A 25,204-nucleotide genomic window follows, 5' to 3' on the forward strand; every position below is an offset into this window, starting at 1 on the left:
CGCTGCTGCGGGAGGCCGCACGATGAACCTGTCCGGCCCTTTCATCCGCCGCCCGATCGGCACCGCGCTGCTGGCCATCGGCCTGTTCATGGTCGGCCTGATCTGCTACCTGCGCTTGGGCGTGTCGGCGCTGCCGAACATCGAGATCCCGGTGATCTTCGTGCACGCCAGCCAGTCCGGCGCGGATGCGGCGACCATGGCCTCGACAGTCACCGCGCCGCTGGAGCGCCACCTCGGCCAGCTGCCGGGCATCGACCGCATGCGCTCGTCGAGCTCGGAAGGCAGCTCGCTGGTGTTCATGATCTTCCAGAGCGGCCACAACATCGATTCGGCCGCGCTGGACGTGCAGACCGCGATCAACTCGGCGCAGGCCGACCTGCCTTCGGGCATGGGCTCGCCGATGTACCAGAAGGCGAATCCGAACGACGACCCGGTCATCGCCATCGCGCTGACCTCGCAGACGCAGTCGGCCGACGAGCTGTACAACGTCGCCGACTCGCTGCTGGCCCAGCGCATCCGCCAGATCAGCGGCGTTGCTTCGGTCGACATCGCTGGCGCTTCGACGCCGGCGGTGCGTGTGGACGTCAACCTGCGCCTGATGAACGCGCTGGGCCTGACCGCCGATGACCTGCGCAACGCCGTGCGCGCGGCCAACGTGACCTCGCCCACCGGCTTCCTCAGCGACGGCAACACCACTACCGCGATCATCGCCAACGACTCGGTGGCGCGTGCCGCCGACTTCGCCGACCTGGTGGTCAAGACCCAGGGCGATGGCCGGGTGATCCGCCTGAAGGACATCGCCAACGTCTACGACGGCCAGCAGGATGCCTACCAGGCCGCGTGGTTCGACCACAAACCGGCGGTGGTGATGTACGTGTTCACCCGTGCCGGCGCCAACATCGTGGAGACCGTGGACCGGGTCAAGGCGCAGATCCCGACCCTGCGCGATTACCTGCAGCCCGGCACCACGATGACGCCGTACTTCGACCGTACGCCGACCATCCGCTCGTCGCTGCATGAAGTGCAGATCACCCTGCTGATCAGCCTGGCGATGGTGGTGCTGACGATGGCGCTGTTCCTGCGCCGGCTGGCACCCACGCTGATCGCCGCGGTGACCGTGCCGCTGTCGCTGGCCGGTGCCGCGCTGGTGATGTACGTGATGGGCTTCACCCTGAACAACCTGAGCCTGCTGGCGCTGGTGATCGCGATCGGCTTCGTGGTCGACGATGCGATCGTGGTGATCGAGAACATCATGCGCCACCTCGACGAAGGCATGCCGCGGATGCAGGCGGCGCTCACCGGCGCGCGCGAGATCGGCTTTACCATCGTCTCGATCACCGCCTCGCTGGTGGCGGTGTTCATCCCGCTCCTGTTCGCCAGCGGCATGATGGGTGCGTTCTTCCGCGAATTCACCGTCACCCTGGTGGCGGCGATCGTGGTCTCGATGATCGTCTCGCTGACGCTGACCCCGGCGCTGTGCAGCCGCTTCCTCAGTGCGCACGACCACAGCGCGCCGCCGTCGCGTTTCGGCCGCTGGCTGGATGCCGGCCACGAGCGGATGCTGCGCATCTACACCGTGTTCCTCGACTTCTCGCTGCGCCACGCGCTGCTGCTGTCGTTGACGCCGTTGCTGCTGATCGCCGCCACCATCTTCCTGTTCGGTGCAGTGAAGAAGGGTGCGTTCCCGCCGCAGGACACCGGCCTGATCTGGGGCCGGGCCAATTCCAGCGCCACTGTTTCCTTCGAGGACATGGTCAGCCGCCAGCGTCGCATCACCGACATGCTGATGGCCGACCCGGCAGTGAAGACCGTGGGCGTTCGCCTGGGCAGCGGCCGCCAGGGGTCAAGTGCGCAGTTCAACATCGAGCTGAAATCGCGCAGGGAAGGCCGTCGCGAAACCACCGCGCACGCCCTGGCGCGGCTGAGCGCCAAGGCCGACCGCTACCCCGACCTGCAACTGCGCCTGCGCGCTATCCAGGATCTGCCCAGCAATGACGGCGGCGGCTCAAGCCAGGGCGCGCAGTACCGCATCTCGCTGCAGGGCAACGACCTGGCATCACTGCAGGAGTGGCTGCCCAAGCTGCAGGCGGAGCTGAAGAAGAACCCGAAGCTGCGCGACGTCGGCACCGATGTGGACAACGCCGGCCTGCGCCAGAACATCCAGATCGACCGGGCCAAGGCTGCGCGCCTGGGCATCACGGTCGGCGCCATCGACGGCGCGCTGTACGGCGCCTTCGGCCAACGCCAGATCTCCACCATCTACTCCGACATCAACCAGTACAGCGTGGTGGTCAACGCCCTGCCCTCGCAGACCGCCACGCCGGCGGCGCTGGATGAGGTTTACGTGCGTGCGGGCAACGGCGACATGGTACCGATCACCGCGGTGGCCACCCAGGTGCCCGGCCTGGCACCGTCGCAGATCACCCATGAAAACCAGTACACGACGATGGACCTCAGCTACAACCTTGCTCCGAACGTGAGCATGGGCGAAGCCAAGGCGATCATCGACGCCACCGTAGCCGGCATGCGCATGCCCGGTGACATCCGCCTGGCCGACGACGCGGGCTTCGGCTTCAACTCCGATCCCAGCGACATGCTGATCCTGGTGTTCGCCGCGATCCTGACCGTATATCTGGTACTGGGCATGCTCTATGAGAGCCTGATCCACCCGGTCACCATCCTGTCCACGCTGCCGGCGGCGGGCGTGGGTGCGCTGCTGGCGTTGTTCGGCACCAACACCGAGCTGTCGGTGATCTCGATGATCGCGCTGGTGCTGCTGATCGGCATCGTCAAGAAGAACGCGATCATGATGATCGACTTCGCGCTGGTGGCGCAGCGCGAGCATGGGCTGGCGCCGCGCGATGCGGCACGCGAGGCCAGCATCGTGCGCTTCCGCCCGATCATGATGACCACGATGGTGGCGATCCTTGCGGCGGTTCCGCTGGCGATCGGCCTGGGCGAAGGGTCCGAGCTGCGTCGTCCGCTGGGCATCGCGATGATCGGCGGCCTGCTGTTCTCGCAGAGCCTGACCCTGCTCAGCACGCCGGCGCTGTACGTGATCTTCTCGTGCCTGGCCGAACGCTGGCGCGCACGTCGCGCGCGCAGGCGCGAAGCGAAGCTGCTCAAGCGCGCGCAGCGGGCGTAGTAGAGCCCATCCACGCATGGCGTGGATCTACTTCTCGGTACTGCGAATCTGCCGGCCAGCGGCCGGCACTACCGTGGATGCGAATGGTGGGTACGGACCGTGGGTGCGGACCGTTGGTCCGCACGCCTCCAGGTTTGACGTGCCGTAACGAAAAGAGAACAATTCTCATCCAGCTACGGTCCTGCGCCCCGTTGCGGCGCCCCGCTGCCTTCCCCGGCCAGCCTGCGTGATCCCAGCCACTGCCCCTTCCCCCACCCGTGGGCGGATGGCCTGTGGCCGTCCGTCGAGGACCACCATCGATGCTGCCTTCCCGTCTCCCCCGCCTGGCCCTGCTGGCCTCCGCCGTGTCCGCCGCCGGCGCTGCCCATGCCGAAGCGCCGGCCGTCAGCCGCAACGCCACCGATCTGGATGCGGTGAATGTCACCGCCGAACGCACCCATACCGACGCCGGCGCACTGGGCGACCGCGCCCTGCGCGACACTCCGTTTGCAATCACCGCGGTGGGCCGCGAGCAGATCGAGCAGCGCCAGGTGGTCTCGCTGGGCGAAGCCTTCCTGCTCGACCCTTCGGTCACCACCCAGGTCAGCGCCTACGCGAGCGGCTGGAGCTCACCCATCCGCAATCGCGGTATCGAACTGAATTTTGACAGCTATCGCGTCAATGGCCTGCAGGTCTCTTCCTGGGGTACCGAATGGCCGCTGGAAGTGATGGAACAGGTCGATCTGCTGAAAGGCCCGGGCGGCTTCCTGTACGGGTTCGGTGCACCCGGCGGCATCGTCAACTACATCACCAAGAAGCCGACGGACACGCCCACCTTCTCCGCCCAGCTGGGTTGGCGTGAACAGGGCATCGTCAGCGGCGGCATCGACGTTGGCGGACGTTTCGGCAACGAGCAGATGTTCGGCTACCGTTTCAACGCCTTCCAGGAAAAGGGCGAGACCTTCAATGGTGGGCACGTCGATCGCAAGGTTGGCGCACTCTCGCTGGATGCCCGCCTGAGCGATGTACTGACCTGGACCCTCGACGGCGTATTCCAGTCACGCGATCTGCGCGAAGAATCGCCGCAGTACTACTTCCGTGGCCTGACATCGCTGCCGCGACCGATTGCCGGGGGTACCGACAACAGCGTGCCCGGCACCTACTACGACACCCGATCCAGCCTGCTGTCGACCGGCTTGAACTGGCAGATCAACAGCGACTGGAAAGCCAGCCTGAGTTACGGCGTCACCACCTCGTGGAACGACGTCAACAAGATCTTCGCCTACATCGACAATCCCAACGGCGACTATGACGTCAACGTCTACGAACTGGGCGGAAAGAGCGAGTGGAAGCTGGCCCAGGCGATGCTGCAGGGCAGCTTCCGCACCGGCCCGCTGCAGCATCAGGTGGTTGCGGGCATCAGCCACCAGACCGGGCTGGGATGGGACCGCCCCTACGAATGGAACCTGATCGGCCGCGGCAACCTGTACCAGCGCCCCGCCCTCCGTCATGACGCCGTCGGTTCACGGGTGATGACCCGCGGCGACGAGACCGTGCAGCAGGCCGTGTTCGCAAGCGATACCGTCGATCTCGGCAGTGGCTGGTCGGTATTGGCAGGCTGGCGTTACAACGACTACGAGACCAGGGGCCGCTACCACACCTACCCGGTCACACCGACCTACGCGGTGATGTTCAAGCCCCGCGAGGCGGTAACGCTGTATGCCAGCTACATCGAATCGCTGGAAGCCGGTAGCCGCGTAGGCAACAGCTACATCAACGCGGGCGACGTGCTCGACCCGACCATCAGCAAGCAGTACGAGATCGGCGCGAAGGTCGAGGGGGCACGCTGGAATGCGAACCTGGCGGCGTTCCGGCTGGAGCGTGGCGCCAACATCGATGAGCTCACGCCTGCCGGCAAGCGCCTGGTGCAGGACGGCATCACGCTGTACGAAGGCATCGAAGCCAGTGCCGACCTGCACCTCAACGATGCCCTGACGGTCGGCGGTGGCGTCACCTGGCTGGACCCGACCTACGACAGGCTGTCGCCGGCCAGCGCCGCACAGGAAGGCAACCGTACCGCCGGTGCCGCGCGCTGGAGCGGCGTCATGCATGCCACCTACCAGCTGCCGTGGGTGGACGGCCTGGAAACGTATGCGGCCGTGCGCTACTACGGCGATGTCTGGTACGACGCCGACAACACCCTGAAGCTGCCCGACTACACGCTGGTGAATGCCGGCGTCGGCTACCGGCTGCTTGCCTCGGGCCACCCGGTGACCCTGCGTGCCAGCGTCGAGAACCTGGCCAACCGGAAGTACTGGTCCAACGCTGGCGCCGGCCTGCCGCGTACGTTCGCGGTGAGCGTTCGGTTCGACATGTAACCCCGGCAACCCCGTAGTGCCGGCCGCCGGCCGGCTCCTCGCACCTTCGTCCGCGCACATGAAGAGCCGGGCAACGGCCGGCACTACCGCGTATCGAGCGGAAAATCATCCACGCGTGGCGTGGATCTACCATTTCACGCGTGGCCCGCAATAATGGTGGAAGACCCTTCCACCGAGCCTGCATGTCCGCCCGCCAATCCCGCCTCAGCCGCCTGTGGGCCCACGAAAAGGCCAGTTACGGCCTGCGCGTGTTCATCGCCCTGGCCGCAGCGCTTGCCGTGTGCTGGCAGCTGGATGCGCTCACCGCCCTGCCCGGCGTGTTTCTCGGCATCATCGCAAGCGCCATCGCCGAGACCGACGACAACTGGTGGGGCCGCACCAAGGCGGTACTGCTGTCGCTGCTGTGTTTCTGCCTTGCCGCAGCATCGGTGATCTGGCTGTTCCCGTGGCCGTGGATCTTCATTGGCGCGCTGGCGCTGTCCACCTTCGGCCTGACCCTGCTCGGTGCGCTCGGCGAGCGCTATGCGTCGATCGCCCAAGCGACGGTGACGCTGGCGATCTACACCATGATCGGCCTGGAGCAGCATGGCGCCGGCGACCTGCACAGCGCGCTGGACGCGGTCAGCCACCTGCTGGCCGGTGCGGTCTGGTATGGCCTGCTGTCGATCCTGTGGACCGCGCTGTTCGCCAATCGTCCGGTGCGCGAACGCGTGGCGCGGCTGTATCAGGAACTGGGCCGCTACCTGCAGCTGAAGGCCGCGCTGTTCGAGCCGGTGAGGGAAGCAGACCTGCAACGTCGCCAACTCGACTTGGCCGAACAGAACCGGCGTGTGGTCGGTGCGTTGAACGAGGCCAAGACCGCGATCCTGGCCCGCTTCGGCCGTTCCGGGCGGCCGGGCGTGAACTCCGGTCTGTACCTGCGTCTCTATTACATGGCACAGGATTTCCACGAGCGCGCCAGTTCCTCGCACTACCCCTATGGCGCGCTGGTCGACGCCTTCTTCCACAGCGATGTGCTGTACCGCTGCCAGCGCCTGCTCGACCTGCAGGGCCAGGCCTGCGCGCGCCTGGGCGAAGCGATCCGCCTGCGCCGTCCGTTCGTGTACGGCGAAAGCAACCAGCAGGCCGGGCGCGACCTGGCCGATGCGCTGGCCTACCTGCGTGACCAGCAGCGCCCACAGTGGCAGCGCCTGCTTGGTTCTCTGGACCTGCTGGTGCACAACCTGCGCAGCATCGAGCGCCGCCTGCTGGACGCGGAGCGCTCCGAGGCCAGTCTGGACAACGTCGACACCCGCCTGCGCGACAGCAACCCGCACACCCTGCGCGAGATGGGCGTGCGCCTGCGCCAGCAGCTCACGCCCGGCTCGGTCCTGTTCCGCCATGGCCTGCGCATGGCGCTGGCGCTGATCGCCGGCTTTGCCGCGATACGCCTGTTCAATGCACAGAACGGCTCGTGGGTGCTGCTGACCATCGTGTTCGTGTGCCGGCCCAACTTCGGTGCCACCCGCCAGCGCCTGGCGCAACGCATCGTCGGCACCGTGGCCGGCCTGGTACTGACCTGGGCGCTGTTGCAGCTGTTCCCACAGCTGCACGTGCAGCTGCTGATCGCACTGCTGTCGGCGCTGCTGTTCTTCTTCACCCGTACCGATCGCTACCTGGTGGCATCGGCGGCGATCACGGTGATGGCGCTGACCTGCTTCAACCTTATCGGCGACGGCTTCGTGCTGATCGTGCCGCGCATGGTCGATACGCTGCTGGGCTGCGCGATCGCCGCCGTCGCCGCATTCCTGATCCTGCCCGACTGGCAGGGCCGCCAGCTGCACCTCGTGCTGGCGCGGGTTCTGGATACCGCTGCGCGCTACCTCGATTCGGTCCTGGGCCAGTACCGCAGCGGCATGCGCGATGACCTGGCCTACCGCATCGCCCGCCGCGACATGCACAACGCCGACGCCGCGCTCTCCACCGCATTGTCGAACATGCTGCGCGAACCCGGCCATGTGCGCCGCAATCTGGATGCCGGCTTCCGCTTCCTGGCGCTGTCCAACACGCTGCTGGGGCATCTGTCGGCGCTGGGTGCGCACCGCGACCAGGTGGACAGCTATGCTGGCGATCCACTGGCGCTGGCCGCGGGCGATCGCGTGCGCAAGGCACTTCAGCAGCTGGCGACGGCGCTGACCGCGCGGCAACCCGTTGCGGAAGATGACAACGACTCAGACCGCGCGGTGGCCGCCGAGCTGGAGCAGATCGACGAGGCGATGCCGCCGAAACTGCAGCTGATCCGTACCCAGATGGCGCTGGTGCTGCGGATGCTGCCGAAGGTGCGTGCAGCGGCCAATGAGGCAGTGACCAACCTGACCTGATTCCTTGTCGCTGGTCGGGCATCCCATCCGCGCGTGGCGTGGATCTACTGCACCGTGTGCAACCGTGTGTTGCGCCTTGCGATGCATCCCGATCACGTTCCCGCGCGGATACTGGGTGATCCCCTGGTACTGGAATCCCCCATGAAGATCGAACTCGCCGGCCGCACCGCGCTGGTCACCGCCTCCACCGCCGGCATCGGCCTGGCGATCGCCCAGGGTCTTGCCGCGGCGGGTGCGCGGGTCATTCTCAACGGCCGCAGCACCGACAGTGTCGAACGCGCCCGCCAGCGCCTGCTCGCCACCGTTCCGGGTGCCGAGGTGATCGGCGTGGCCGCCGATCTCTCCGATGCGGCCGGCGTCGATGTGCTGCTGGCCGGCCTGCCCAAGGTCGACATCCTGGTCAACAACGCCGGCGTCTTCGGCCCCGAGGACTTCTTCGAGACCGAAGATGCCACCTGGGAGCGCTACTGGCAGACCAACGTGATGTCCGGTGTGCGCCTGTCGCGGGCACTGCTGCCGGCGATGGTCGATGCCGGCTGGGGTCGCGTGCTGTTCATCTCCTCCGAATCGGCACGCAACATTCCCGCCGACATGATCCACTACGGGGTCAGCAAGACCGCGCAGCTGTCGCTGTCGCGCGGCCTGGCCAAGCGCGTGGCCGGCAGTGGCGTCACCGTCAACGCGGTGCTGCCCGGCCCGACCCTGTCCGACGGTTTCGCGGCGATGTTCGAAGATGAACGCCAGCGCAGCGGCAAGCCGCTGGAGCAGATCGGCCGCGAGTTCGTGATGGCACACCGGCCGTCTTCGGTGATCCAGCGCACCGCCACGGTCGAGGAAGTAGCCAACATGGTGGTGTACCTGGCCTCGCCGCAGGCTTCGGCCACCTCCGGTGCAGCACTGCGCGTGGATGGCGGCGTGGTCGACGATATCGTCTGAGACCATCGACAGGTGTGCGGACCAACGGTCCGCACCCACAGGTCCGCACCCACAGCGGATAGGCAGGAATGCTAGGCTGCGCCGGTCAAGGAGGTTCCATGTCCGGTCACAACCAGTTCGCCCTGCTGCGCCAGCGCCGTTTCCTGCCGTTCTTCGTCGTCCAGGCGCTCGGTGCGTTCAACGACAACGTGTACCGGCAGGCGATCATCAGCATGTTGCTGTTCATGGCCGTGCCGGAGGAAGAACTGGGGCTGTACGCCACGCTGGCACCGGCCATCTTCATCCTGCCGTACTTCCTGTTCTCGGCACTGGCCGGGCAGATCGCCGACAAACTGGAGAAATCGCGACTGATCGTGATCACCACGACCATGGAGATCGTGATCATGTCGCTGGCGGCCACCGGCTTCCTCACCCAGAGCCTGCCGGTGCTGCTGGTCGCCTTGTTCTGCACCGGCATGCAGTCAACCCTGTTCGGCCCGGTGAAGTACTCGGTGCTGCCCTCGGTGCTCAAGCCCGAAGAGCTGACCGGCGGCAACGGCCTGGTCGAGATGGGCACCTCGATGTCGATCCTGTCCGGCATGATCGTCGGCGGCCTGGTGTTCACCGTGGCCGGCAGCCATGGCACGGTGGTGGCCGCGTGCGCGATCATCGCGCTGGCGATCTGCGGCAACATCGCCGCCCGCCTGATTCCCAAGGTCGATGCCGGCGACCCGGACCTGAAGATCAACTGGAACCCGCTGCCGGAATCGCTGGCGGTGCTACGCATGGCGCGCCAGCAGAAGGCGGTGCGCAATTCAATCCTGGGCGTGTCCTGGTTCTGGTTCGTCGGCACCGTGCTGACCTCGCAGCTGCCGGCCTATGCGGTGACCAACCTCGGCGGCGAACCAACCCTGTACATCTTTGCGCTGGCCCTGTTCTCGGTCGGCACCGGCGTCGGCTCGCTGCTGTGCGAAAAGCTTTCGGCACGCACGGTGGAAATCGGCCTGGTGCCGTTGGGCGCGTTCGGCATGACCGCGTTCCTGCTCGACCTGTACTTCGCGCGCAGCGGCGAGGCCACGGAGCACGGGTTGACCATCGGCACCTTCCTGCAGCAGCCCGGTAGCATCCGCATCGTCATCGACCTGATCGGCATCGGCCTGTTCACCGGTATCTTCGTGGTGCCATTGTTCGCGCTGATCCAGAGCCGCACGCCGAAGGCGCAGATGTCGCGCGTGTTCGCCGCACTGAACATCCAGAATTCCGGCTTCATCGTCGGCGCAGCCCTGTTGTCGCTGGCCGCGCACACGCTGCTGCACTGGAGCATCCCGCAGCAGTTCCTGGCGCTGGCCATCGCCAACGCGCTGGTGGCGATCTACATCTTCACCATCGTCCCCGAATTCCTGATGCGCTTCCTCAGCTGGCTGATGGTGCGCACCCTGTACCGGCTGCGCCCGCACGGCATCGAAGCCAACGTGCCCGACGAAGGTGCCGCGCTGCTGGTCTGCAACCATGTCAGCTACATGGACGCACTGATCCTGTCGGCGACGATTCCGCGTCCGGTGCGCTTCGTCATGTACTACAGGATCTTCAACATCCCGGTGATGCGCTGGATCTTCCGTACCGCCAAGGCGATCCCGATCGCCGGTGCGCGCGAAGACCCGGCGCTGATGCAACGCGCGTTCGATGACATCGACGCCGCGTTGGCCGAAGGCGAGCTGGTCTGCATCTTCCCGGAAGGCGCACTGACCAAGGATGGTGCAATCGCCCCGTTCAAGTCCGGCGTCGAGAAGATCCTCGAACGGCGGCCGGTGCCGGTGGTGCCGATGGCCCTGCGCGGCATGTGGTCGAGCATGTGGAGCCGGCGCGACAGCCGCCTCGGCCGCATGCGGGTGCCGCGCCGTTTCCGGGCCACCGTCGAGGTAGTGGCGGCACCGTCCATGGACGGCCACACCACCAACGCCCAGGCGCTGGAAGCCCAGGTGCGGGCCCTGCGCGGCGATCACGCCTGACAGAATCGGACTGACAGGCAGGCCCGGCAACCTCCCCCGCATACGCCACCGTCCAGTGGCGAACACGACATGCCGTGCGTGTAAACGCATACATGCAACGCCGGTTGCGGTAGATTACGCACCCACAGGGGGGAGGTTCGGCCGATTCACCAAGGCCGGCCACCAAGGAATGGAGTCTCGCTTTGAATCAACCACCACCGCTCAGCCGTCCGGTCTACATCCCCAACCATCTGGTCTGGGCGATCCTGACGACGCTGTTCTGCTGCCTGCCGTTGGGCGTGGTGTCGATCGTCTATGCCTCCCAGGTCGATGGCCGCCGCGCGGCTGGCGATCTGCCGGGGGCCTACAGCGCGTCGCGCAAGGCGGGCTGGTGGGCAGTGGCTTCGGCCGTGGCCCTGCCGGTCCTGTTGCTGTTGTGGCTCGGGCTGTTCGGCGGCTTGGCCGTGCTGGGCGCTCTTTCCGACCAATGATCTACCACCACCACCCATCAAGGAGCTTGAACCCATGAATACCGCCACTCCGCAGGTCCCGAACAACCTGGTCTGGGCCATCCTGAGCACCCTGTTCTGCTGCCTGCCGGCCGGCATCGTCTCGATCGTCTACGCCGCCCAGGTCAACGGCAAGCTGGCCGCTGGCGATATCGCCGGTGCCCAGGAATCCTCGGCCAAGGCCAAGAAGTGGGCCATCTGGTCGGCCATCGCCGCCGTCGTGGTCGGCGTGCTGTACGGCATCCTGATCGTCGCTCTCGGCGGCATGGGTGCGATGAGCAACAGCGGCTACTGATCCGCGTGGACGGATCCGGCGCCTGCGCCGGATCCGTTGCTGCATGTCCGCACTGCCCTCCCGATCCCGACTGGCCCGCTGGGCACCGCTGCTGGCCGCCACCGGACTGGCCGCCGGTGCCGCGCTGGTGCTGCGCAACGTCAATCCCTATGTCGCCGGCAATCCGTTGCCGAGCTGCCCGCTGTACGCGCTGACGGGCCTGTACTGCCCGGGATGTGGCAGCACGCGCTGCCTGTATTCGCTGGTCCACTTCGACCTTCCCGGCGCGATGGCGATGAACCCGCTGCTGGTCATCAGCCTGCCGTTCCTGTTGCTGATGCTGCTGAATACCGCCGGCATCCGCCCGCGCGTGCTCGACCCGTTGATGCGGGTACTGGCCAATCCCACGTTCTGGCTCTGGCTGCTGCCCGGGTATGCGCTGCTGCGCAACCTGCCGTGGGCACCGTTCACCGCACTGGCACCGGTCTAGGATTCCAGCCAACGGCGCAGCCCCTCGTGGTGGGTGGCGTTTGAAGGCAGAAGCCTTGGGGTTGGCCGGGCGGGACGGGTTTGCGGGGGACGCCGTGAATCCGCCCGTGGAGGCGTGGCCGCGGCTTGCTCGTGTGCGCTGTCCTGCGCGCACGGCAAGACCAGGGTTGGGCGTCCTGCCCAACCCGCCCGAGGCATGCCTCGGACCCATGCCGCGGACACCCCCTCAAACCCATCCCGCCCGGCCACGGACATTTTCCGTGCGCGTCCACCACGGAAAAGAAGAAGAAGATCAGAAGCGAAAGCGGATCGCTTCGCTCCGCATCCACGCATGGCGTGGATCTACCGTGTCGACCAAGGTCGACACCCACCGGCAGTCGCAGTTGACCCACCGTCACCGGGAACTGTCGGGGGTGGGGCGGTGTGGGGCTGCAGGACCGTTGGCGCCATGGATGGCGCCATCGAGTCCCCAGGGGTGAGGGCGCTTTGCTTGCGAGGCACTGCGTCGCAAGCGCCCGAACGCCCAGCCGCCAGCGGCTGGGCCGGCCTGGGGGTTTACGGCGTGTCCTGCAGCCCCACACCGCCCCGCCCAACCCTCAGCAACCCAGAGCCGCTTTGGCTTTGGCTTTGGCGTTTGCCTCTGCAGGTGCAGGGCTGCAAGCCCTGCCAGAACACCTACGTCACCCAGCCTGCTATCACCAGCAACGCCAGGATCGCCAGCCACAGCAGCAGCATCCGCCACACCAGGCTCATCGCATCACGCAGGTCCGGCAGCCGCTGCCACACCGGCAACAGCCCGGCCTCGGTGTAATCGTGCGCATCTTCGCGCAGCTCGGCGTTGACGCTGGCCCGCGCCACCGCGCCCAGGAACCCGATGGTGCCGGCCAGCCGCTCGCCATGCGCCTGGCGCCACGCCTTCCACGCCGTATCGAAGTTGCCCACCAGCGCCATCGAAAACGCCATCAGCTGCGCCACCGGCCACTCGATCCAGCCCAGCAGGCGCTGCGCCAGCGCCAGCGGCTCCACCGGCACGCGGGCACGCATCGGGCTTTCCGCCATCAGCGCCAGCAGCCGGTACCCCAGCGCACCGGCCGGGCCCAGCAGCAGGAACCAGAACAGCACCGCGAACCAGCGCCGCAGCGCGTTGAGCACGGTGGCCTCGACCAGCGACGGCACGTCTTCGCGCAGGCTGCCACCGGCCGCCTGCAGGTTGCGCACGGCGGCCTGACGCGTTGCGGCGTCGTCCGCATCGATGATCGCTTCGATATCACGATCCAGATCACGCGGCCCCCAGCACCAGGCCAGCACCGCCACGCCCAGCATCAGCGACGGCAGCCCGAACAGCACCCCGCGCAGCAGCCATGCCAGCAGCGCCATCAGCAGCAGCGGCGGCAGCAGTGCCAATGCAACACCGGCCGGTCCCTGCCACGCCTTTCCGCCATGCGCGTCCAGCCAGCCCAGCCAGCGCCGGAAGCCGTCGAAACGGCGCAGCGAGGCGGCAGCGGCCGGGGCAACATGGCCCAGGGCCAGTGCCACCAGCACGGCGGCCAGAGTGGTGAACATGGCAGGTCTCCCTACGAAACGGAACGCTCGGCGCCGTTACCTTACCTGTCGCAGCGGCGCCCCTCAGCGGTGAACCGGACTGTAACCCGGGCCGTGTTCAGGTGGCGGCAATACAGCGGCCACAACCGGCCCGGCCGCAGCCCGGTTCAGCCCTGCTGCTCGCGGTACCAGTGTTCGATCAGGCCGCGCGAAATCGAGATCGGCGGCGACAGGCGGATGCCCTGGCCATCGTCGTCCACATCGCGTGCCAATGCTGCGCCAACCTCATCGGCAGTGAACCAGCGCGCGTCTTCCAGTTCGCCATCCACAGTCGGCAGGTCATCCTGCGCCTGTGCACGGAAACCGATCATCAGCGCGCCGGGGAACGGCCACGGCTGCGAACCGAGGTACTGACAGGCGGTCACCCGCACCTTGCTCTCCTCGTGCACTTCACGCACCACGGTCTGCTCGAACGTCTCGCCGGGTTCGACGAAGCCGGCCAGCACCGAGTAACGACGCGGGGCCCAGTTCGACTGCCGGCCCAGCAGCAGCCGGCCCTGGTTCTCCACGGCGACGATCACGGCGGGATCGACACGCGGGTAGTGCTCGGTGGAACACTGCGCGCAACGGCCGACGAAGCCGCCTCGGGCAAACGCCACGGCGCCGCCGCACACACCGCAGAAGCGGGTGCGCGAGTGCCAGTAAGACATGCCGCGGGCATAGCTGAAGGCGGTCGCATCGGCCATCGACCACAGCAGCGCGGCCTGGCGCAGGTCGAGGCGACGTGGTGCGGTGACGGTGACGCTGGCGGCTTCAACCGAGAACCATGCTTGTTCCCCGCGCAGGCCGAGGAAGATCGCGGAGCCGGGCCCCCCCCCGATGTCGGCGCCGGTCAGCGCCAGCGGCTGGCCGTCATCGCCGGTAAAGGCGCTGCCGTCCTGATCGAGCACGAGAATGCGCGCGCCCGGCCACAGGCGCGCCAGTGCATCGGCATCGTCGCGCAGGGCATCGGCGCGCTCCAGCGGTTCGCCAACGAAGGCGAAACCGGAAAGCGGCGAAGAAGTATTGGGCATCCGGCAAGCGTGCCGCCAATCGATGCGGGTGGCAAGGTCGGCGCTGTGCGCAATCTGCTGTTGTGTGCATGGAGGCACAGAGCATCCACGCACGGCGTGGATCTACTGATCCGCTCTGGTGGGTGCCAACCGTGGTTGGCACATCCTGGCCACAGGGCTCTTACATGCTGAAGCTGCTGCCGCAGCCGCAGGTGGTCTTTGCGTTCGGGTTGCGGATCACGAACTGGGCACCGGTCAGGCTCTCGGTGTAGTCCACCTCGGCGCCCATCAGGTACTGCAGGCTCAGCGGATCGACCAGCAGGGTCACCCCGCTGGTCTGTACCGCCAGGTCATCCTCGGCACGGTTCTCGTCGAACTCGAACCCGTACTGGAAGCCCGAACAGCCGCCGCCCTCGATGTACACACGCAGGGCCAGGTCGGGGTTGCCCTCTTCCTGGATCAGGGATTTGACCTTGGCGGCCGCCGACTCGGTGAAGTTCAGCGGGCGCTCCAGCGATTGGTAATCGGGCGCGGCAACCGGAGTGGCGCCGGGCAGGGAGACTAGCGTGCTCATGATGCCAGCATGGGGGTGCCGGGGATGGCTTTCAAGCCATCGCCTCGGCCAGCTTGCGGCGTGCAGCAGTGTCGCCCTTGCCGCCATTGGCCTCATCGCCTTCCGGCGCCGGCAGGGCCGCCATCGGGGCGCTGGCATGGATCAGGCGGCCGTTCAGCTGGGCGCCCGCATTCATCTCCACCACCTGGTAATGGACGTTGCCATTGACCCGTGCGCTCGGGGTCAACTCGACCTTCTCGGTGGCGTGTACATCGCCGTCCAGGCGACCGCTGATGACCACCACCTGGGCCCGGATTTCGCCCTCGATCACGCCGTGCTCGGCGACCGTCAGGGTCGCGCCACTGGCGCCTTCGGCGGCGATCACCTTGCCATGGATGCGGCCTTCCACGTACAGGCCACCACTGAATTCCACATCACCGCGGATCACCACCTGGTTGCCGATCAGGGCATCCACCACCAGCTGGCCTTCACGGTTGGATTTGCTGCTTCCGAACATCTGCCTACTCCCCTTTGGCGGCCGGCGCACCGGCCTGTTTCCAGTCGAATACCTGGGTGGTACCCCCCGTACCACTCCCCAATGTCACCCGCACGCGTTGCGGGGTAAAGTCAGCCGGCAGCATCACGCTGCCGGTGAGCTGCTGGAAGTACCGGAACGAGTAATCCTGTCCCGGTACCTTGCTGCGCTGGTGCAGATCATCCCAGCTGATCGTGGCCAGCTTGCCGTTCCTGACGCCTTCCACGGTGAAGCGCATCTGCCCCTGGCTGATGGCGCCGCGGTTGAGGTTCTGGGTCAGCACGGCGGTGTATTGCCACGTGCCGGCCGCTTCCGGGCTGAACTCGATCGAATGGGTGTTCAGGCCCTTGCGCTGGCTGGTCGAACCCACCAGGCGCTCATAGAAGGCAACGTCGGCACGCAGGCCGGCGATTTCCTCATCGCGCTCGGCCAGCGAGGACTGCACCTCGGTGTTGGCGGCGCGGCTGATGCGGTCGGAGGCTTCCAGCGTGGCCTGCTTCTGGCGCAGTTCGGTCAGCTGCGCCTGCAGCGTCTCGGCACGCTTCTCGGCGGCCTGCAGGCGCTGGCCCTGGGCATCGCGCGGGGTGGCCATCCAGCAGCCGCCGAGCACCGCCAGCACCAGGCTGAGCAGCCAGATGCCGCCGATCACCAGCAGGCGGCCACGGTCGGCAGGCGGTTGCGGCGCGCCGGGCAGGCGGACCTGCACGCGCATGGGAGGACGGTTGGTCATGGGTGGTTTCCGGGGTATCGCAAGGGCGACACCGGTACGGCCCCTGTGGCAAACGACGGGCTAGTGTATGACAGGACGGGTGGGTTTCCTGCGCAGTAGCGAGCCACGGTCTGTGGCGTTCAGGCATGCCATCGTCGATAGTGTGGTCCCTTGCACAGTTCCGTCGCCGGAGCATCGCCATGACCGAAGCCCACCTGTTCGTGATCGGCATCCTGCTGGCCTGGCTGGCCGGCATCCGCGTCTACCTCACCGTGTTCGGTGTCGGCCTGGCCGGCCTGCTCGGCTGGGTCGACCTGCCACCGGCCCTGCAGGCTACTGAATCGTGGTGGGTGCTGGGCACTTCGGCGGCGCTGGCGGTGACCGAATTCTTCGCCGACAAGATTCCCGGCGTGGACTCGGCGTGGGACCTGGTGCAGACCCTGGCACGTGTACCCGCAGGTGCCTTCCTTGCCGCAGCCACGCTGTCGCCGGATGGGCAGCTGGGTACCGGCGCACTTGCTGCCGGTGCCGGAGTCGCGCTGGCCAGCCATGGCCTGAAAGCCGGCACCCGTGCCCTGCTCAATACCTCGCCCGAGCCCGCCAGCAACTGGGTGGCCTCCACCGCCGAGGACACCGTGGTGGTCGGGGGCCTGGCCCTGGTCCTGGCACACCCGTGGATCGCGCTGATCGTGGTGCTGGCCTGCAGCCTGGCGGGCGCGCTGCTGGTGTGGCTGGTCTGGCGCGCCTTGTGGAAGGGCGTGCGCTGGCTGGCACGCAGTGCGTCGCCGGACGGTCCGCGCCAGCCAGGTACCGGTTGAACCACGGGCTTGTCGCATAATGGACGCGAACACCAGGAGCACCGATGGCCGCAAACGAATCCCCCGCGGGCGCCCGCCCGGGACGCGCTGAATCCCCTCCGGCCGATCATTGGCAACGCTGGGCCGCGGAGCCGGCGAGCGCGGTCGCCGCAGTACCCGCAGTGGTTCCGCCGCTGGCCAGCTCCGACATGCCCGCATCGATCGGCAGCGCGCCACCGCCTCTGCCGGGCCCGGCCTTCCTGGCCGAGGCTGGCAACAACGACCAGGCGCCGTTGGCCTCCGATTCGCCCTACCGCGTGCTGATCGTCGAGGACGACCGCGCCCAGGCCCTGTTCGCGCAGAGCGTGCTGCACGGCGCCGGCATGCAGGCAATCGTGCACAGCGACGCCGATGGCGCGCTGCAGGCGATCAAGGAACACCGTCCCGACCTGATCCTGATGGATCTGCACCTGCCCGGACTGGATGGCATGCGGCTGACCGCACTGATCCGCCAGCAGCCCGGCCTGCAGCTGCTGCCGATCGTGTTCCTCAGCGGCGATCCGGATCCAGAGCGCCAGTTCGAAGTGCTCGACAGCGGCGCCGACGATTACCTGAGCAAGCCGATCCGGCCGCGCCACCTGATCGCCGCCGTGGCCAACCGCATCCGCCGCGCACGTGCGCAGGCCGCGACCCTGCCCGGTGCCAGCGGCGTACCGGCCACCAGCAATCCGGAAACCGGCCTGCCGACGCGCCATCACGTGCTGCAGCAGCTCAACACCGCACTCGCCCACCACGACCGGGGCGGTGTGTTCTTCATCGAAGTGGCCAGCGCGCTGGGGCTGCGCGAACGCTATGGTTATGCCGCCTTCGAGCGCCTGATGGTACAGGCCGGGCAGCGCCTGGCCGAGGCCGGCCATCCACACCTGCTGGCACGCCTGAACGACAACAGTTTCCTGCTGCTGGCCCGCAACGCCGACGAAGATGCCCTGGAAGGCATCGCCGCTTCCCTGCGCGAGCAGCTGTCGGCGCGTGCCTTCGTGATCCGCGACGACGAATCGGTGCACCTGCGCGGCGTGGTGGGTTATGCGCCGCTGTCGCCGGGCTTCGACGATGCCAACGCTGCACTGGAAGCGATCGAGCGCACCACCCTGCAGGCACGCCTGCTCAGCGCCGGTGTGGCGGGCCATGTGCACCGCCAGGCCGTCACCGAACAGGAGCACCTGGCACTGCTGGAAGGCCAGCTGGAGCTGGCCTATCAGCCGATCGTCGCCGTCGCCGGTGGCAACACCGCGCAGTACCAGCTGCTGCTGCGCCTGCGCCAGGCCGATGGCACGGTGCTGGCGGCCGGCCAGGTTATTCCGGCCGCCGAAGCGGCAGGCCGTATCGCCGACCTCGACCAGCAGGTGATGGACCACGCGCTGGGCCTGCTGGATCTCTACCGGCACGCCACGCCGCCGCTGAACCTGTTCGTCTCGCAGTCGCTGCGCACCCTGCAGCGCGACGCCTTCGCCGACTGGCTGCTGGAATCGCTGCAGCAGCGTGACCTGCCGGGCAGTGCGCTGGTGATCGACGTGCGCCTGCCCGACGCACTGATCCACACCGTGCCGCTGCAACAGTTCTGCCAGCGCATGGCCGGCGCCGGGGTGCGCTTCTGCCTGAGCCAGTTCGAGCCCAGCGGCGAAGCCGACGCCCTGCTGACCCAGCTGCCGCTGTCGTTCGTGCGCATGGCCGCGCGCTTCTCAAGCAGCCATGCCAACCCGGCCACGCGCGAGGAACTGCGCAAGGCGATCGAACAGGCACATGCGGCCGGGCTGCAGATCATCGGGCAGCAGATCGAGGACCCACAGGCCGCCGCGGCGATGTGGGTCGGCGGCGTCGATTACATCCAGGGCAACATGGTGCAGTCGGCCGGCAGCGACCTGAACTTCGACTTCCACAACGCGGTGCTCTGACGTGCCGCTGTGGGGCGTGCTGCTGGTTGCCCTTGCCGCGGCCGCCGTGGCGCTGCTGTTGGGCCTGCGCCTGCGCGCACGCAGCCGTGCACTGGCCCGGCTGCAACGCGCACACGATGCGCTCGCCGCCGAACGCGACCAGCTGCGCCGTACCACCGAACGCCAGGGCCAGCTGGAACAGCAGCTGCTGCAGGCCAAGCAGGCCGCCGAAGCAGCGGTGCTGGCCAAGGGCGAGTTCCTGGCCACCATGAGCCACGAGATCCGCACCCCGCTCAACGGCATCCTGCCGATGCTGGAGCTGATCGCGCACGGGCCGCTGGGCGAGGACCAGCGGCAGATGCTGGCCACCGCTTCGGCCAGTTCACAGCAGCTGCTGCGCATCGTCGATGACATCCTCGACTACTCACGGCTGGAAGCACAGGCGCTGGAACTGGAAATCACCAGCTTCAACCTGCGCGATCTGCTGGATGGCGTGGTGCAGCTGATGCAGCGCGCCGCCGACGCCAAGGGCCTGTCCCTGACCCTGCAGCTTGACCCGTCGGTGCGCCTGCCGGTGCGCGGCGACCCGGTACGCCTGCGCCAGGTGCTGAGCAATCTTCTGGCCAATGCCATCAAGTTCACCGCGCGCGGCCAGGTACAGCTGCGCGTGCAGCGGCTGGGCGAAGGCGCGGCCCAGCACCAGCTGCGCTTCGAGATCATCGACACCGGCATCGGCATCGATGAGGCACTGCAGGCACGCCTGTTCCAGTCCTTCAGCCAGGCCGATGCCTCGACCACGCGCATCTACGGCGGCACCGGCCTGGGCCTGGCCATCTGCAGGCGCATCATCGACCTGATGCACGGGCAGATCGGCGTGCAGTCCACGCCCGGCCAGGGTGCTACGTTCTGGTTCGAGATTCCGCTGCTGAAGGTGCCCGGCGACCTGCCGGCGATGGCCCGCGCGCCGACAGCGCTGCTGCTGTTCAGTGCCGATGCAATGCTGCAGAAACGCATCGAGCGCATCGCCGCCCACCATGGGCTGCAGGTGCAGATGCTGAGCCAGCTGGACGCCGTGGTCGAACAGCTGCGCACCGCGCCGCAACCCGGGCAACCGGCACCGGCGTGGCTGCTGGTCGATGCACGAGCGCGGCGCAGCGGCGAGGCGATGCTGCAGCAGGCACTGGCCGAGCGCGGTGACGACGACGCACTGCAGGTGCTCTGGCTGCAGGATGACGCACCAGCGCAACGACCGCGCCAGCGCCAGCTGCCCACGCACTTCGACGATGCCGCACTGCATGCACTCCTGGCCGCACCTGTCACGCCTGCCCGTCCTGCCGCCCTGCTTTCCAGTGCCGGAGATGGGGTACCCGCGCCGGTGCTGCCGCCACTGCACCTGCGCGTGCTGCTGGTGGAAGACAATACGGTCAACCGGATGGTGGCCGAGCAGCTGCTGCGCGTATTCCAGTGCGAGGTGCGCAACGCCGTCGATGGCGAGCAGGCATTGGCCGCTCTTCGCGAAGGCGGCGTGGACATCGTGCTGATGGATTGCCAGATGCCGGTGCTGGACGGCTACGCCGCCACGCGCCACTGGCGTGCGGAAGAAGCGGAAACCGGGCGAGCGCGCCTGCCGATCATCGCGATGACCGCCAATGCCATGGCCGGCGACCGCGAGCGCTGCCTGCAGGCTGGCATGGACGATTACCTGTCCAAGCCGATCGCCCGCGCCACGCTGCATGCGCTGTTGAAGCGCTGGGGTGGCGGTAAAGCCGCATCACCTGCACGGCCTTCTGCAGAGCCGAGCATGGCTCGCCTGACGGCCAACAGCAGCGGGGCTCCATCAGCCGAGCATGGCTCGGCTCTGCAGGACGATGACAGCCGAGTGGGCTCCAAGCCACAACCGGTACTCGACCGCGATGTGCTGGACGAACTGCACGCGGTGATCGGCGACGCCGCCATGCAGATCGTGTCGGTCTTTCTTGACGATGCGCCAGCGATGGTGCAGCAGCTGCAGCAGGCCGCGCAGAGCGGCGACGAGCCCCGCCTGCAGGCGGTCGCGCACAGCCTGAAATCGTCGAGTGCGAACGTGGGAGCCCTGTCGCTGTCGGCGGTCGCGCAGCGCATCGAACGCGAGGCCCGTGGTGGCAGCCTGCAGCGCCCCGCGGTGGCGGTCGCGCTGCTGGTTGCCGAATTCGCCCGGGCACGTGTGGCGCTGACGGGCTACCTGGCGCAGCATCGTGCCGGCCAGGACAGCTGACTCACTCTTCCAGCTTGCTCAGCAGGTACTTGGGCTCGCCGATGCGCTCGATCAGGTCGAGCTGGGTTTCCAGCCAGTCGATGTGTTCTTCTTCCGAATCGAGAATCTTCACGAACAGCTGGCGGCTGACATAGTCGCCGACCGAATCGGCATAGGCGACGGCCTCGCGCAGGGTGACCACGCCGTCGCGCTCCAGCGACAGGTCGCACTGCAGGATCTCGGTCGGGTTCTCGCCGATGCGCAGCTTGCCCAGCGCCTGGAAGTTCGGCAGGCCTTCGAGGAACAGGATGCGGTCGGCGAGCATGTCGGCATGCTTCATCTCGTCGATCGATTCCTTGTACTCGTGCTCGGCCAGTTCCTTGATGCCCCAGTTCTTCAGCATCTTGGCGTGCAGGAAGTACTGGTTGATCGCGGTCAACTCGTTGTAGAGGACCTTGTTGAGGAATTCGATGACCTTGGTGTCGCCCTTCATGGGATGCTCCTGCACGCTGAAAACGCAGGCACTTTAACGCCTTGCCTGCGGCCGTGAAGGAACGCGAATCGTGCGCATTGGCCTGTGCGGCCGCGCGTGAAGGATGCGAAAGCGCGGCATCAATGCGCCGCGAAGAAACGATCAGGCAACCTGGGCCAGGCCCAATACCGGCAGCGGCAGATCGTGGGTCGCACGCGCCTTGGCCAAGAGGTCCGCGGCCATGTCCAGGCAGGAACCGCAGGTCGCACCACAGCCGGTCCGCATGGTCAGTTCGGCCACCGTGCTGACACCATGGCTGGCGGCTTCGCGGATCTGGTGGTCGGTGACTCCGTTGCAGATGCAGACGTACACAGGCGGGAACCGGGCTGACAGGCCAGGAGCGGCCTGGTGGCTATTCCAATGGAAACGAGAATGGTTGTCAATCAGAGACCTGAACCATTCTCGATACCGTTCAGCCCGTCAGCTGGCTGGGCCATCACCCGTGGCCTTCTTCGGCCAGTAGCCGCGCGTCCGCGGGCGCTTGCGCGGGCGGTCGTGGCCGGCCGTGTGGCCGGGCATCCAGGCCTCGGCGGCGCTCTTGGGCATGGCGGTTACGCCCTGCCCGGCGACCCCGCGCGCCAAAGGCGCCAGATGACGCAATGCGCGCGCATAGACGCCGCGCTTGAACACCACCACATGCTCCACCGGGTACCAGAAATCGACCCAGCGCCAATGATCGAACTCGGGCGAGTCAGTGTGGTCCAGCTTCACATGGGATTCGTCGCCGGTCAGGCGCAGCAGGAACCAGACCTGCTTCTGGCCGATGCAGACCTGCCGCTCGTTGCGGCGGATGGCCCGCGCCGGCAGCTTGTAGCGCAGCCAACCGGGCGTGGCCCCGAGCACTTCCACATGCTCAGGCAGCAGGCCGGTTTCTTCCTGCAGTTCACGATACATGGCCTCGACGGGCGTCTCATCGGTGTTCATGCCCCCTTGCGGGAACTGCCAACCATCCCGGCGCACGCGTCGTGCCCAGAACACCTGGCCGTCCTGCCGCATCAGCACAATGCCGACGTTCGGTCGATAGCCGTCCGGATCGATCACGATGCGGACTCCTAAGAAAATCTACTGCCCGGGACTATCCCACGCCCTCTGTCGGCCCACAAGCACGGCACAAAAGTGTTGACAGGGACGGTACACATCCGCAGAATAGCGGGCTCACCAAGGCTATGTAGCTCAGCCGGTTAGAGCACAGCACTCATAATGCTGGGGTCGGTGGTTCGAGTCCACCCATAGCCACCACACTGAAAATGAAGTTGTTTTTCAGCGTGATAAGTGAGAAAATCGTTGCACGTTTTGCCCCGTCGCCAAGCGGTAAGGCACCTGACTCTGACTCAGGCATTCGGTGGTTCGAATCCATCCGGGGCAGCCAAATTAAAAGCAAAAGGCCAGATCGAAAGATCTGGCCTTTTGCTTTTAATTTGGTCACGCATTCCACCTTATCCCCGCGCCTGTCGGCGCACCCCCTTGAACAACAAGGGGGCTCTTCTCCAGAGAGAGGCCCGGGGTCGGACATGCAAAAAGACGGGTAGTGCCGGCCGCTGGCCGGCAACCACGAAATGCCTGACTCCAAGACGACAAAAGCCCGGCCGAAGCCGGGCTTTTGCTTTTCCATCCAGCGGGCCCCCGAAGGAGCCCAACCAGGCGCAGCAGATCAGCGCTTGGAGAACTGGGTGGCGCGGCGGGCCTTGTGCAGACCGACCTTCTTACGCTCGACTTCGCGGGCGTCGCGGGTCATGAAGCCAGCCTTGCGCAGCTCGGACTTCAGGCTTTCGTCGTACTCGACCAGCGCACGAGCGATACCCAGACGGATCGCACCGGCCTGGCCGGTGGTGCCGCCGCCAGCGGCGGTGACCAGGATGTCGAAGCTTTCGGTGTTCTTGGTCAGCTCGAGCGGCTGGCGCACGATCATGCGCGCGGTCTCACGACCGAAGAACTCGTCCAGCGGACGACCATTGACGGTGATGTTGCCCGAACCCTTGCGCAGGAACACGCGAGCGGTGGAGGACTTGCGGCGGCCAGTGCCGTAGTTTTGAGTGATAGCCATGATTAGATATCCAGAACCTGCGGCTGCTGTGCGGCGTGCGGATGCTCAGTGCCGGCGTAGACCTTGAGCTTGCGGTACATCTGGCGACCCAGCGGGCCCTTCGGCAGCATGCCCTTGACGGCGATCTCGATCACGCGCTCCGGGTGGCGCTCCAGCGCCTGGGCCAGGGACTCGGTCTTCAGGTTGCCGATGTAACCGGTGAAACGGTGATACATCTTGTCCTGCAGCTTCTTGCCGGTGACGGCAATCTTTTCTGCATTGATGACGACCAGGTAGTCGCCGGTATCAACGTGCGGGGTGTAGACCGGCTTGTGCTTGCCACGCAGACGGCGGGCCAGCTCGGTGGCGAGACGGCCCAGGGTCTTGCCCTCGGCGTCGACGAGGTACCAGTCGCGCTGGACGGTCTCGTTCTTGGCAGTGAAAGTGCTCATGAAGAACTCTAGGTTAGGTCGGGCTCATTGCGGCGAAAGGCTCGCCGGAACTCTGCCACGCGTTGTGAAAAGGTGAAGCGCAAGAGGCGGGATTGTACTGGCCTTGCCAGCCACTTGCAAGTGGACCGTCAGGCCGGGTTGGCACGGACGCAGGGCCGGGCGAGAATCGGGGGGACTTCCGCCCCACCGCGTACTGCCATGACCGTGCTCCGCCAGACCACCCCGCTGGACCACCTGCTGACCGAGGCGCAGCGCGCTCTGGACACGGTGTTCGGCAATCCACCGGCGGCCCGCCCCTACCCGGCTGCGGAGACCGACGAGCCCGGCATGGGCAGCGCCGAGCGCCGCCATGCAGCCGGCCTGATGCGGATCAACCACGTCGGCGAAGTCTGTGCGCAGGGCCTGTATTTCGGCCAGGCCGCCGTGGCCCGCGACCCGGCCACGCGTGAACATCTGCTGGAAGCGGCCCAGGAAGAGACCGACCATCTGGCCTGGTGTGCCACCCGGCTGGCCGAACTGGACAGCCGTCCCAGCCTGTTCAACCCGCTGTGGTACGCCGGCAGCTACACGATCGGCACCCTGGCCGGGCTGCGCGGCGACGGATGGAACCTGGGCTTCGTGGTCGAGACCGAGCGCCAGGTGGAAGCCCATCTGGACGAGCACCTGGTCAATCTGCCGCCCGGCGATCTGCGCAGCCGCGCGGTCATTCAGGTGATGAAGGAGGACGAGGCCCGCCATGCCGAGCACGCCGAGCAGGCCGGCGCACGCCGCCTTCCGTTTCCGATTCCGGGCGCGATGGCACTGGCCT

At 66.9% G+C, this 25,204-nt stretch carries 22 protein-coding genes and 2 tRNA genes; 14 read left to right on the plus strand and 10 right to left on the minus strand.

Annotated features, from left to right (window positions below; translation table 11 throughout):
- Positions 1-22: 22 nt before the first annotated feature.
- The 8 genes from N5C25_RS11195 to N5C25_RS11230 all read left to right on the plus strand — a co-directional run bounded on the left by N5C25_RS11195 (position 23) and on the right by N5C25_RS11230 (position 12,038).
- Positions 23-3,145 carry an efflux RND transporter permease subunit gene (locus N5C25_RS11195; protein WP_279936946.1) on the plus strand — a complete coding sequence of 1,041 codons (3,123 nt, stop codon included), beginning with the start codon at positions 23-25 and terminating at the stop codon, positions 3,143-3,145.
- 299 nt (positions 3,146-3,444) lie between these two features.
- On the plus strand, positions 3,445-5,502 hold the full coding sequence (locus N5C25_RS11200; RefSeq protein WP_279936947.1) for a TonB-dependent receptor: 2,058 nt from the start codon (positions 3,445-3,447) through the stop codon (positions 5,500-5,502).
- A 182-nt stretch (positions 5,503-5,684) separates the two neighbouring features.
- Positions 5,685-7,862: a YccS family putative transporter gene (gene yccS, locus N5C25_RS11205; RefSeq protein WP_251101968.1), complete on the plus strand. Its 2,178-nt coding sequence runs from the start codon at positions 5,685-5,687 to the stop codon at positions 7,860-7,862.
- A gap of 141 nt (positions 7,863-8,003) precedes the next feature.
- Complete coding sequence (locus N5C25_RS11210; protein ID WP_058978863.1) at positions 8,004-8,798, plus strand: SDR family oxidoreductase; 795 nt, start codon at positions 8,004-8,006, stop codon at positions 8,796-8,798.
- A 98-nt stretch (positions 8,799-8,896) separates the two neighbouring features.
- Positions 8,897-10,786 (plus strand): MFS transporter, encoded by a 1,890-nt coding sequence (locus tag N5C25_RS11215; RefSeq protein ID WP_279936948.1) that lies wholly within the window; start codon positions 8,897-8,899, stop codon positions 10,784-10,786.
- Positions 10,787-10,968: 182 nt separating this feature from the next.
- A complete protein-coding gene (locus N5C25_RS11220; RefSeq protein WP_005411297.1) occupies positions 10,969-11,256 on the plus strand; it encodes a CD225/dispanin family protein in 288 nt (95 codons plus the stop codon).
- 34 nt (positions 11,257-11,290) lie between these two features.
- On the plus strand, positions 11,291-11,569 hold the full coding sequence (locus N5C25_RS11225; RefSeq protein ID WP_005419785.1) for a CD225/dispanin family protein: 279 nt from the start codon (positions 11,291-11,293) through the stop codon (positions 11,567-11,569).
- 43 nt (positions 11,570-11,612) lie between these two features.
- Positions 11,613-12,038, plus strand: coding sequence for a DUF2752 domain-containing protein (locus N5C25_RS11230; RefSeq protein WP_049468614.1), 426 nt, complete (start codon positions 11,613-11,615; stop codon positions 12,036-12,038).
- Positions 12,039-12,712: 674 nt separating this feature from the next.
- Here N5C25_RS11230 and ampE read toward each other — a convergent pair.
- From ampE to N5C25_RS11255, 5 genes are all read right to left on the minus strand, one after another.
- The gene (gene ampE / locus N5C25_RS11235) at positions 12,713-13,600 is read right to left on the minus strand and encodes a regulatory signaling modulator protein AmpE (protein ID WP_021203729.1); all 888 of its coding nucleotides are present in this window, start codon (positions 13,598-13,600) and stop codon (positions 12,713-12,715) included.
- A 146-nt stretch (positions 13,601-13,746) separates the two neighbouring features.
- Positions 13,747-14,652, minus strand: a complete 906-nt coding sequence (gene nudC, locus N5C25_RS11240; RefSeq protein ID WP_251101965.1) for an NAD(+) diphosphatase — start codon at positions 14,650-14,652, stop codon at positions 13,747-13,749.
- A gap of 160 nt (positions 14,653-14,812) precedes the next feature.
- Positions 14,813-15,205: an iron-sulfur cluster insertion protein ErpA gene (gene erpA, locus N5C25_RS11245; RefSeq protein ID WP_005419789.1), complete on the minus strand. Its 393-nt coding sequence runs from the start codon at positions 15,203-15,205 to the stop codon at positions 14,813-14,815.
- A gap of 31 nt (positions 15,206-15,236) precedes the next feature.
- Positions 15,237-15,701, minus strand: coding sequence for a polymer-forming cytoskeletal protein (locus N5C25_RS11250; RefSeq protein WP_006398829.1), 465 nt, complete (start codon positions 15,699-15,701; stop codon positions 15,237-15,239).
- A 4-nt stretch (positions 15,702-15,705) separates the two neighbouring features.
- The gene (locus N5C25_RS11255) at positions 15,706-16,449 is read right to left on the minus strand and encodes a DUF6776 family protein (RefSeq protein WP_058978868.1); all 744 of its coding nucleotides are present in this window, start codon (positions 16,447-16,449) and stop codon (positions 15,706-15,708) included.
- A gap of 179 nt (positions 16,450-16,628) precedes the next feature.
- Here N5C25_RS11255 and N5C25_RS11260 point away from each other — a divergent pair, with 179 nt between their 5' ends.
- From N5C25_RS11260 to N5C25_RS11270, 3 genes are read left to right on the plus strand one after another with little or no spacing between them, the layout of a single operon-like run.
- Positions 16,629-17,246: a DUF4126 domain-containing protein gene (locus N5C25_RS11260; protein WP_279936949.1), complete on the plus strand. Its 618-nt coding sequence runs from the start codon at positions 16,629-16,631 to the stop codon at positions 17,244-17,246.
- A 44-nt stretch (positions 17,247-17,290) separates the two neighbouring features.
- A complete protein-coding gene (locus tag N5C25_RS11265) occupies positions 17,291-19,177 on the plus strand; it encodes an EAL domain-containing protein (RefSeq protein WP_058978871.1) in 1,887 nt (628 codons plus the stop codon).
- A gap of 1 nt (position 19,178) precedes the next feature.
- Entirely contained in the window at positions 19,179-21,410 is a 2,232-nt protein-coding gene (locus tag N5C25_RS11270; RefSeq protein ID WP_262213037.1) for an ATP-binding protein, read from the plus strand.
- A gap of 1 nt (position 21,411) precedes the next feature.
- Here N5C25_RS11270 and bfr read toward each other — a convergent pair whose 3' ends face one another.
- The 3 genes from bfr to N5C25_RS11285 form a co-directional block, all read right to left on the minus strand.
- On the minus strand, positions 21,412-21,882 hold the full coding sequence (bfr, locus tag N5C25_RS11275) for a bacterioferritin (protein ID WP_005414691.1): 471 nt from the start codon (positions 21,880-21,882) through the stop codon (positions 21,412-21,414).
- Positions 21,883-22,023: 141 nt separating this feature from the next.
- Positions 22,024-22,233 carry a bacterioferritin-associated ferredoxin gene (locus N5C25_RS11280; protein WP_019661500.1) on the minus strand — a complete coding sequence of 70 codons (210 nt, stop codon included), beginning with the start codon at positions 22,231-22,233 and terminating at the stop codon, positions 22,024-22,026.
- 108 nt (positions 22,234-22,341) lie between these two features.
- Positions 22,342-22,962, minus strand: coding sequence for an RNA pyrophosphohydrolase (locus tag N5C25_RS11285; RefSeq protein WP_019661501.1), 621 nt, complete (start codon positions 22,960-22,962; stop codon positions 22,342-22,344).
- A gap of 121 nt (positions 22,963-23,083) precedes the next feature.
- Here N5C25_RS11285 and N5C25_RS11290 point away from each other — a divergent pair.
- Positions 23,084-23,160 (plus strand) — tRNA-Met (locus tag N5C25_RS11290).
- A 55-nt stretch (positions 23,161-23,215) separates the two neighbouring features.
- Positions 23,216-23,290, plus strand: a tRNA-Gln gene (locus N5C25_RS11295).
- A 282-nt stretch (positions 23,291-23,572) separates the two neighbouring features.
- On the opposite strand, the gene rpsI is transcribed toward N5C25_RS11295, so the two are convergent.
- Positions 23,573-23,965, minus strand: coding sequence for a 30S ribosomal protein S9 (rpsI, locus tag N5C25_RS11300; RefSeq protein WP_019661502.1), 393 nt, complete (start codon positions 23,963-23,965; stop codon positions 23,573-23,575).
- Positions 23,966-23,967: 2 nt separating this feature from the next.
- Positions 23,968-24,396, minus strand: a complete 429-nt coding sequence (gene rplM, locus N5C25_RS11305) for a 50S ribosomal protein L13 (RefSeq protein WP_005414692.1) — start codon at positions 24,394-24,396, stop codon at positions 23,968-23,970.
- Positions 24,397-24,594: 198 nt separating this feature from the next.
- Between rplM and coq7 the strand changes: the two genes are divergently transcribed.
- Positions 24,595-25,204, plus strand: a 610-nt coding sequence (coq7, locus tag N5C25_RS11310) for a 2-polyprenyl-3-methyl-6-methoxy-1,4-benzoquinone monooxygenase (RefSeq protein ID WP_279936950.1), incomplete at its 3' end; no start/stop codon positions are given.

The sequence above is a fragment of the Stenotrophomonas sp. GD03958 genome, from assembly GCF_029839005.1.
GTDB lineage: Bacteria > Pseudomonadota > Gammaproteobacteria > Xanthomonadales > Xanthomonadaceae > Stenotrophomonas > Stenotrophomonas hibiscicola.